Origin of the sequence: Terrilactibacillus tamarindi (assembly GCF_009718825.1) — a bacterium.
Taxonomy (GTDB): domain Bacteria; phylum Bacillota; class Bacilli; order Bacillales; family Sporolactobacillaceae; genus Terrilactibacillus; species Terrilactibacillus tamarindi.
Map to the genome: position 1 here is coordinate 1 of NZ_WNHB01000039.1, position 9,034 is coordinate 9,034.

At 38.5% G+C, this 9,034-nt stretch carries 9 protein-coding genes, 1 tRNA gene and 1 other RNA gene; all 11 read left to right on the plus strand.

Annotation, left to right across the window (positions count from 1 at the left end):
• The first annotated feature begins 168 nt into the window (after window positions 1-168).
• Window positions 169-1,446, plus strand: a complete 1,278-nt coding sequence (gene uraA / locus GMB86_RS15070) for a uracil permease (RefSeq protein WP_408033849.1) — start codon at window positions 169-171, stop codon at window positions 1,444-1,446.
• Between the two features lie 262 nt (window positions 1,447-1,708).
• Window positions 1,709-2,347 (plus strand): PAQR family membrane homeostasis protein TrhA, encoded by a 639-nt coding sequence (trhA, locus tag GMB86_RS15075; RefSeq protein WP_155221342.1) that lies wholly within the window; start codon window positions 1,709-1,711, stop codon window positions 2,345-2,347.
• A 186-nt stretch (window positions 2,348-2,533) separates the two neighbouring features.
• Entirely contained in the window at window positions 2,534-3,922 is a 1,389-nt protein-coding gene (locus GMB86_RS15080; protein ID WP_155221344.1) for an amino acid permease, read from the plus strand.
• A gap of 166 nt (window positions 3,923-4,088) precedes the next feature.
• The gene (gene tadA, locus GMB86_RS15085; RefSeq protein WP_155221346.1) at window positions 4,089-4,571 is read left to right on the plus strand and encodes a tRNA adenosine(34) deaminase TadA; all 483 of its coding nucleotides are present in this window, start codon (window positions 4,089-4,091) and stop codon (window positions 4,569-4,571) included.
• Window positions 4,572-4,645: 74 nt separating this feature from the next.
• Window positions 4,646-4,738 (plus strand) — tRNA-Ser (locus GMB86_RS15090).
• Between the two features lie 98 nt (window positions 4,739-4,836).
• An RNA gene (gene ffs, locus GMB86_RS15095) (signal recognition particle sRNA large type) lies at window positions 4,837-5,101 on the plus strand.
• 176 nt (window positions 5,102-5,277) lie between these two features.
• Entirely contained in the window at window positions 5,278-6,984 is a 1,707-nt protein-coding gene (gene dnaX, locus GMB86_RS15100) for a DNA polymerase III subunit gamma/tau (protein ID WP_155221348.1), read from the plus strand.
• A gap of 19 nt (window positions 6,985-7,003) precedes the next feature.
• Entirely contained in the window at window positions 7,004-7,318 is a 315-nt protein-coding gene (locus tag GMB86_RS15105; RefSeq protein ID WP_155221349.1) for a YbaB/EbfC family nucleoid-associated protein, read from the plus strand.
• A 12-nt stretch (window positions 7,319-7,330) separates the two neighbouring features.
• The gene (recR, locus tag GMB86_RS15110; protein ID WP_155221350.1) at window positions 7,331-7,927 is read left to right on the plus strand and encodes a recombination mediator RecR; all 597 of its coding nucleotides are present in this window, start codon (window positions 7,331-7,333) and stop codon (window positions 7,925-7,927) included.
• Window positions 7,928-7,946: 19 nt separating this feature from the next.
• Window positions 7,947-8,168 carry a YaaL family protein gene (locus GMB86_RS15115; protein ID WP_155221351.1) on the plus strand — a complete coding sequence of 74 codons (222 nt, stop codon included), beginning with the start codon at window positions 7,947-7,949 and terminating at the stop codon, window positions 8,166-8,168.
• Window positions 8,169-8,279: 111 nt separating this feature from the next.
• Entirely contained in the window at window positions 8,280-8,546 is a 267-nt protein-coding gene (locus GMB86_RS15120) for a pro-sigmaK processing inhibitor BofA family protein (protein WP_155221352.1), read from the plus strand.
• The last annotated feature ends 488 nt before the right edge of the window (window positions 8,547-9,034 follow it).

Sequence of the window (9,034 nt, forward strand, 5' to 3'; positions counted from 1 at the left end):
AACTTAGAGCGATTTTTTTTATGCCATCACGTTTAAAAATTGTCCTGTTTTTTACGTAAAATCACAAAAAATGTCGAGATGTTATTTTTTTTGTTTTATTCATCGGATATACTAACAAAGTACATTCTAAATATAAATATCTTTGGGGGTATTATCTTGGGACAACGCATGATTCAAGTAGACGAACGACCATCGTTATTGAAGAGTCTTCCACTTAGTCTTCAACATTTATTTGCGATGTTTGGTTCAACAGTACTCGTTCCGATTCTCTTTCATATTGATCCTGGTACAATTTTATTAATGAATGGGATCGGCACACTTATTTATTTATTCATTAGTAAAGGGCGAATTCCAGCTTATCTTGGTTCCAGTTTTGCTTTTATTTCACCCGTTACTGTTGTCTTAGCGCGATATAGTTATCATGATGCTCTTGGTGGCTTTATTGTAGTCGGACTCATTTTTATTATTGTCTCTCTCATTATTAAAGCGGTTGGAACTAGGTGGATCGATGTCGTTTTTCCGCCAGCGGCTATGGGATCCATTGTGGCTGTTATTGGGCTTGAACTTGTTCCCGTCGCAGCAGGAATGGCTGGTTTTATTAATAATACGGGGGCAAAGAATTGGGCGATTGATCCAAAGACAGTCACGGTTTCAATTTTAACGATTATCATTACCGTTCTTGGTTGGGTACTCTTTCGGGGCTTCCTTAAAATTATTCCTATTTTGATCGGTATTGTGGCAGGATATATTATCGCCGCAAGTATGAATATGATTGATTTTACGACATTGGAAAAAGCACCTTGGTTCTCAGTTCCACATTTCTATGCCCCGTCGTTCCATCTTTCAAGTATTATTATCATTGTTCCCGCAGCGCTCGTAGTTATTGCAGAACATATTGGCCACCTTGTTGTAACCGGGAAGATCGTAGGAAAAGATTTAGTGAAAGACCCCGGTCTTGATCGATCCATGCTAGGAAACGGCGTTTCGACTGTCATTTCTGGTTTCGTTGGATCTACACCGAATACGACATATGGCGAAAATATCGGCGTTTTGGCCATTACGAGGGTTTTCTCAACATGGGTGATTGGTGGTGCGGCGATCTTAGCCATCCTCCTTTCATTTGTGGGAAAACTTTCAGCCTTAATTTCACTTATTCCATCACCCGTTATGGGAGGGATTTCGATTCTTCTCTTTGGTGTTATCGCGGCATCAGGTCTCCGTATTCTTGTTGAAGCCAACGTTGATTTTGCGAAATCGCAAAATATTATCTTAGCGTCAGTGATATTAGGAATTGGGATAAGTGGAGCAGCCTTGAATTTTCATATTGGACAAGCATTAATTTCTTTAAAAGGAATGGGACTTGCAACGGTTGTGGCTATTATCCTTAGTTTGTTCTTTAAATTAATTAATGTACTTAGAATTTCAAATGACTTGGATGAGGATTAATCTTAATAAAACTTGGCGTTCACCCTTAGGTGGCGCCTTTTTTAGTGTAAATAAAAGGCTTGATTTCACTTAATGAGAAGTAAGCCACCCACCCAAAAGGTTATGAGGGATCGAATATTTATAAGATTAGGGAATAAAACCTTATTAAACCATTGATAACTATAACTAACCAATAATGAGAATAAATGACAAATACATTATCAGAATCTTATGGTCATTATGGGGTATAATAAATGAAACGAAAAGAAGGGATATGATCTTCTTGGCACGGACGCATGGATTTACTAAAGGTGAAGAAATAGCTAATGCATCGATTCATGGAATTGGAATGCTTTTGAGCTTTGTTGCGTTAATTATTTTAATTGTATTGTCGTCAATACACGGTTCCGCTTTGTATATTGTCAGCTTCACATTATTTGGTGTAACAATGTTACTCCTTTATACCTCTTCAACATTTGTTCATGCCCTTCCTCGTGGGAAAGCCAAGCATGTTTTTGAAGTTCTCGATCACGCGTCTATTTATTTTTTTATTGCTGGGTCCTATACGCCTTTCCTATTTATTGGACTAAATGGTTGGTTAGGCTGGACGTTGTTTTGTATCGTGAGTTCGCTGGCTGTTGGTGGAACCATCTTCAAATGTTTTTTTGTGGGAAAATATGTTTTTTTATCAACGCTACTTTATATCATCATGGGATGGATGATCGTACTTGCTTGGCATCCATTAACTGCCCATGTTCCTGAAATAAGCGCTCGATTATTATTTCTCGGTGGACTATTTTATACGGTTGGTTCCATCTTTTTTGTTTGGAAAGGGTTTAAATATCATCATGCGATTTGGCATTTCTTTGTTTTAGTTGGTTCAATGGCCCATTTCTTTTCCGTTTTATACTTGTTACCGTAAGTAATTTAGCACATCTTCCATCTCGTGAGATGTGTTTTTTAGTTTGCAGATACCATAGGTCACTCCCTTCTTCCTAGACTAAATACCAATAAATTCTTTTATCGATAAAACATACCTATTTACTTCATCTCACTAATGCGGTATAGTTTCACGTGCAGCTAAGATTTTCAGAAGGTGATGAAGAAAATGAAAAAAAAGCAATTAAATGTGTGGGTACTAACCTCATTAGTGGTTGGTAATATGGTAGGTTCAGCAATCTTTATGACACCAAGCACATTAGCCTCAGAAGCCAGCCCAGCAGGTACTCTTCTTGCATGGATTTTAACCGGGTTAGGCGTATTATTTATCGCTCTAGTCTATGGTATTCTTTCTATTAAAAAACCAGAAATATCTGGTGGACCCCAAATATATGCTAAAGCCTTATTTGAAGAAGGGACAGAACGTTCACGTTTAATGGGTTACTTCGTGACATGGGGATACTATGTCGCTAATTTCGTTGGGAATGTGGCCGTGATAACCACCTTTACAGGTTATTTGTCGACCTTTTTTCCAGTCATGAATAGCGCGAAACTTATTTATAAATACGGTGATACCACCGTGACTTTAGGGTATTTATTAAACTTCCTCGTTAGTTCAGCTTTACTGTGGTTTGTCTTTGTTTTAATTTTAAAAGGAATTCAAGGAGCAGGGAAACTTAACCTTATTGCGACAGCAGCTAAAGTGATTGGATTTCTTCTTTTTATACTAGCAACACTTTTTGTGATTCAGACCCAGTATTATACGCCTTTTACTGAGTTACAGACGAACAATCATTCCGTCGGTTTGTTTGGTCAAGTAAATAGTGCCGCTGTGACGACCATGTGGGCCTTTATTGGTGTGGAATCCGCTGTTGTATTTTCTGCGCGGGCCAAAAGTGGACGAGATATTAAACGCGCAACGATTATGGGATTAGTTATCGCGTTGTTTATCTATATTGCCATTACGGTTCTTGTTATGGGGACTCTCCCACGTCACGAGTTAGTTCATTCATCGAAACCGCTCGTTGATGCGCTAAGTCAAGTGACGGGTCAAGCGGGAGGATATATCTTGGGATTACTTGCTCTCATTAGTTTGTTCGGGTCATCCATAGGTTGGATATTACTAAGTGCTGAAGTTCCATATCAATCGGCTAAACAAGGCTTCTTCTTAAAAAGCTTTGCTAAAGAAAATAAAAACGGAACGCCTGTTGTGGCTTTGGTTGTGACATGTGTGATAGGACAACTGTTTCTTTTATCGATTATTTCAAACTCTATTTCTGAAGTCTTTACGTTTATGACTACTGTCGCAACATTATCTTATTTAATTCCATATATATTCGCATCCTTATATTTATTGAAAATAGTCCTAAGCGGAAAGGATTACCTTCATAAACAAAAAGAGCGGCTTAGTGATGGGATGATTGCTTCCATTGCCACTCTATTTTCACTCTGGATCATTAAAGCCGGCAGCGAGGACCTCAGAACATTTTTATATGGTCTTGGTATGATAATTTGTGGTCTTGTCCTCTATCCATTTATTAAGCGATCATTGAAATGATGGAAATGGTAATACATGATTAGAAGACTCGGTTGCAATTTGGTATGCTTTAATAGAAAGATTAGTATCCTTTGCGAGTTGAAACTTCGGTCAATTAAGTGAAGGCTCCCCTCCTATGTTGTTGGGAGTCTATTATTTTAGATGAACGCAATAGAGGAGAATAACCATGAATTTAGATACGTTATATATGAAACAAGCGATTATTGAGGCTAAAAAAGCTGAAGAGCTCGGTGAGGTGCCAATTGGGGCTATTATCGTTAAAGATCAAGAAGTCATTGCTTCTGCTTATAATTTAAGGGAAACATCTCAAAGGCCGATGTCTCATGCTGAGTGTATCGCCATAGAAAAGGCAAGTGAACATATTGGATCTTGGCGCCTTGAAGGGTGTACGTTATATGTGACGCTTGAACCCTGTCCTATGTGTGCAGGTGCGATAATTCAATCCCGTATTGAAAAGGTGGTCTATGGTGCGAGCGATCCGAAAGCGGGTTGTGCTGGAACCTTAATGAATCTCTTGCAAGACCAAAGGTTCAATCATCAGACGGAGGTTGTATCAGGTATTTTAGAGTCTGAATGCGGAAATCTGTTAACATCCTTTTTTCGTAATTTAAGACAAGTGAAGAAAAAAAGACAAGAAGAAAATGAATAAGTTATGTTTTTCCATATCATCTCATCTTCATTGCGAACTAAAAAAAATTGTGATATAGTATAGACTGTCGATCTGGAGGCGTACCCAAGTTGGCTGAAGGGGACTGACTCGAAATCAGTTAGGGCGCTCTGAGCGTCGCGGGGGTTCGAATCCTCTCGCCTCCGCCATAGATTTTTTACAGTAATTCCCATTGTATTTCATTGGTCGACTTGGTATACTAGCCATACGCTGAAATATTTCAGCCTTAAACATGTTAATAACTTTGCCGTGCTAGACGGGGAGGTAGCGGTGCCCTGTACTCGCAATCCGCTGTAGCGAGGTTGAACTCCCTTTCGAGGTCTTCGTATGGTGATGCAGCCTTAAGTAAGTGGTGTTGACATTTGGGTCCTGCGCAACGGAAACTTATGAACCCTGTCAGGTCCGGAAGGAAGCAGCAGTAAGTAAGACCTTTCGTGTGCCGCGGGGCTGCCTGAATTGAGCTAACTGCTTAAGAAGCGGTCATTTTACTTAGATCGACAAAGGGTGCACGGCGTTAATACATAGCAAGTAAGAACAAAGATAACCTAATGGGTTGTCTTTTTTTATTTTACATGAAAGTTTCACGTGTAACAGACTTGAACGAATTTAATCTCTTCTTTGCTTTGAAATCCAAAGTGAACACGTTATAATAAGATATTATGAGAAGGGCGAGAAAGGGGGATAGGAAATGGGTTATAAAGCACTATATCGAGTTTTGCGTCCGCAAACCTTTCATGACATAGCAGGTCAAGAACATATTACGAAAACTTTGCAGAATGCACTTGCTAAACAGCATTTTTCTCATGCTTATCTTTTTAGTGGCCCAAGAGGAACAGGAAAGACAAGTGCCGCAAAAGTATTGGCTAAAGCGATTAACTGTGAGCATGCACCTGTTTCTGAACCCTGTAATGAATGCCCGGCTTGTTTAGGTATCATGAATGGTACCATTTCTGATGTCATTGAAATTGATGCAGCTTCAAATAACGGTGTCGATGAGATTCGAGATATACGGGATAAAGTTAAATTTGCGCCAAGTGATGTTAAGTATAAAGTGTATATTATTGACGAAGTTCATATGTTATCAACGGGTGCCTTTAATGCTTTATTGAAAACACTTGAAGAACCCCCAAAACATGTGGTGTTTATTTTAGCAACAACTGAACCTCACAAGATCCCGCTTACCATTATTTCAAGGTGTCAACGGTTTGATTTTAAAAGAATTTCTCTATCTGCCGTCATTCAACACTTGAATTATGTTGTTAAAAAACAAGAAATTGCCATTGATGAGGAAGCTTTGAATCTGATTGCAAAAGCATGTGACGGTGGGATGCGGGATGCCTTAAGTATTTTGGACCAAGTCGCCGCTTATAGTGACGAAAAAGTTACTCGTGACGATGTTCTTGAAGTAACAGGAATGGTTTCTGAACAATTGATCGGTGATATCGTATCTAAAATAGATGCTCAAGATGTTTCGGGTGCGATTAAAACGGTCAATGAGATTTTAGATCGAGGAAAAGACGCACAGAAACTCATCGAGGATTTATTGTTTTATTACCGCGATTTATTAGTATATCAAACGTCACCTGATCTAGAAGAGATTCTATCGAGGCCAAGTATTGGTGATCAATTTAAAGAACACGCAACGTCTATTTCAGATCGCCAGATTTATGAAATCATTCGAATTCTAAACCAAACGTTTCAAGAAATGAAGAAGACGAATCACCCTCGAATCTTTCTTGAAATGGCTCTTGTGAACCTTTGTAAAAAAAATACACAAGAAATATCAACGGTTCAAGCCGTCTCTAGTGATACATCAAAGTTGGAAGAAAGACTCGCTAAGCTTGAAAGCCAATTGTCTTCAATGAGGACGGATCAGTCTGTTTCATCTCATAGAGTGGCCGAACCAGAAAAACGGCCGCGAGGAAAACGAAATAGTCGTCAGCTTACCCTCCCAATGCAGGAGATGAAGCGAGTCTTAACGCAGGCTTCTAAAAATGACCTCAAACAGCTGCGTGGATCATGGGCGGATATCATGGCGCGCATTCGTGCAAAAAATGTGGCTGCCCATGCTTGGCTTTTAGAAAGTAAGCCTGTTGCAAGTTCTTCGGATAGTTTTTTACAAGCCTTCAAGTATGACTTTCACTGTCAGATGGTTATGGAAAACAAGGGGAATATTTTGCAAATGGTTGAAGAAATTCTTCAAGAAGTCCTTGGTGAAAAACGAAAAATGTATCCTATTCCTATTCAGAATTGGGAAGAATTAAAAGAAAGTTTTATTAGAGAAGTCAAATCAGATGATCGGGATCAACCAACCATTGAATCAAAAGATGAAGATCCATTGATCACAGAAGCAGAAAAACTCGTTGGTCCAGATTTGCTTGAAATAAAAGATTAACTAATGGAGGGAATAAGATATGAGAGGCAATATGAATAATATGATGAAACAAATGCAAAAGATGCAAAAACAAATGGCAAAAGCCCAAGAGGATTTAAAAGAACAAATCGTCGAAGGGACAGCTGGCGGCGGTGTCGTAACGGTGAAATCAACGGGTCATAAAGAAATTGTTGAAATAAATATAAAAGAAGAAGCTGTGGACCCTGATGATATCGAAATGCTTCAAGACCTCGTATTGGCAGCAGTCAATGACGCTCTAACAAAAGTAGATGAATTAACAAACAAACAACTTGGTAGTTTAACAAAAGGAATGAATTTACCAGGAATGTTTTAGGAGGAACAGGCTTTGCAATACCCTGAGCCGATCGCAAAACTTATTGATAGCTTTATGAAACTACCTGGGATTGGGCCCAAAACGGCCGTACGTCTAGCTTTCCATGTTATTAACATGAACGAAGAAGATGTATTGGAATTTGGAAGATCTTTGGTGAATGTCAAACGTAAATTAATTTATTGTTCAGTGTGTCAGAATATTAGTGATCGCGATCCATGTTACATTTGTGATGATTCTTCAAGAGACCGTTCGGTTATTTGTGTGGTTCAAGAACCAAAAGATGTGATGGCCATTGAAAAAATGAGAGATTACAATGGGTTATATCACGTACTCCATGGTTCGATTTCTCCTGTAGATGGCATTGGTCCAGAAGATATAAAAATAACCGAATTGATTCAACGTTTGGGCGATGAAGGAATCAAGGAAATTATTTTAGCGACCAATCCGACTATTGAAGGAGAGGCAACGGCTATGTATATCTCTCGCTTAGTCAAACCAATCGGTATAAGAGTGACACGCATTGCACATGGACTCCCTGTAGGTGGAGATCTAGAATATGCGGATGAAGTGACTTTATCAAAGGCGTTAGAAGGACGACGAGAGTTATAAGGTTTGGAGGCCTTAAGCTATGTTTAAAAAAAAGAAAAGGTTGTTACGCCGGACGTTAACCGATTCACTTGTTAGTACACTTGAAATATGTAAAGAAGATTGGCTCACCAAAAAGCGGGTAATTGATGCGAGTATTGAACCATCTGAAGAAGTTTTGCATCAATTACGCCTAGCTGAAGTTAAATACTTCTTTTTACTAAGAGAAGCGCGTGCGCAACAGTTGTTTAATTCGAGAGACTAGGCAAGATAAGATCTAGCGAATAAACTCTTGAAATAATAATATGAAGAGGATAGTTCTTTACGGGACATGCCCAGCATACACTTTTAGAAAAAGAGTGGAGGGCATGTCTTTATGTATCCTATCTTTGGTGCGTCTATATTTGTTGGTATTCTACTCGTGATGTTGTTTATTGGTTCCCCGCTTAAGCCCATAAGGTGGGTGGGGCAACTGGCTGTTAAATTTGTTGTCGGTGCATTTATGCTCTTTATCTTAAATACAGTAGGAGAGTTAATTAACCTTCATGTACCGATAAACGCTGTAACGACTGGCATAAGTGGATTGCTAGGTTTACCAGGTGTAGCTGCTCTAGCTATTATTAAGTATTATATAATCACATAGTTAAGATATAAACATCTTCTGATTTAGTTCAGGGATGTTTTTGTTTTTTTAGTTTTGGGCACCTAATCTCTCATACTAGTATGAGAAGGACTAAAGAAAATCTACTAAAATATTTAATCGCCTTTTCTAAAATAAGTGTTGACATTTCGATTAAATGTAACTATAATAATATTTGTCGTTAAAAGACACGAAGTGACTACTTGACATCAAAAAGAATATCTGTTAAGATAATCAAGTCGCTAATAAACGGCGTTAAAAAAACTGTTGACAGTGAGCTTTAAAAGTGATAAACTAGTAAAGTTGCTGTTGAAAAGCAGTAGTTTAAGAGATTGTTCTTTGAAAACTAAACAAAAGCCAAGCGTAATATCAAACGGGTAATACCGATTGATTTCTTTGAAAAAAAGAGCGATGGATCAAATGAAACGATTTAATTATTTTTTGTTCATTATAAATGAACTAACAGGCTAAGGAACTTCGGCTAACGTCGA

Coding starts and splice junctions, on each gene's coding strand:
- uraA (WP_408033849.1), top strand. CDS start 169: ATGATTCAAGTAGACGAACGACCATCGTTATTGAAGAGTCTTCCACTT.
- GMB86_RS15080 (WP_155221344.1), top strand. CDS start 2,534: ATGAAAAAAAAGCAATTAAATGTGTGGGTACTAACCTCATTAGTGGTT.
- tadA (WP_155221346.1), top strand. CDS start 4,089: ATGAATTTAGATACGTTATATATGAAACAAGCGATTATTGAGGCTAAA.
- dnaX (WP_155221348.1), top strand. CDS start 5,278: ATGGGTTATAAAGCACTATATCGAGTTTTGCGTCCGCAAACCTTTCAT.
- GMB86_RS15105 (WP_155221349.1), top strand. CDS start 7,004: ATGAGAGGCAATATGAATAATATGATGAAACAAATGCAAAAGATGCAA.
- GMB86_RS15115 (WP_155221351.1), top strand. CDS start 7,947: ATGTTTAAAAAAAAGAAAAGGTTGTTACGCCGGACGTTAACCGATTCA.
- GMB86_RS15120 (WP_155221352.1), top strand. CDS start 8,280: ATGTATCCTATCTTTGGTGCGTCTATATTTGTTGGTATTCTACTCGTG.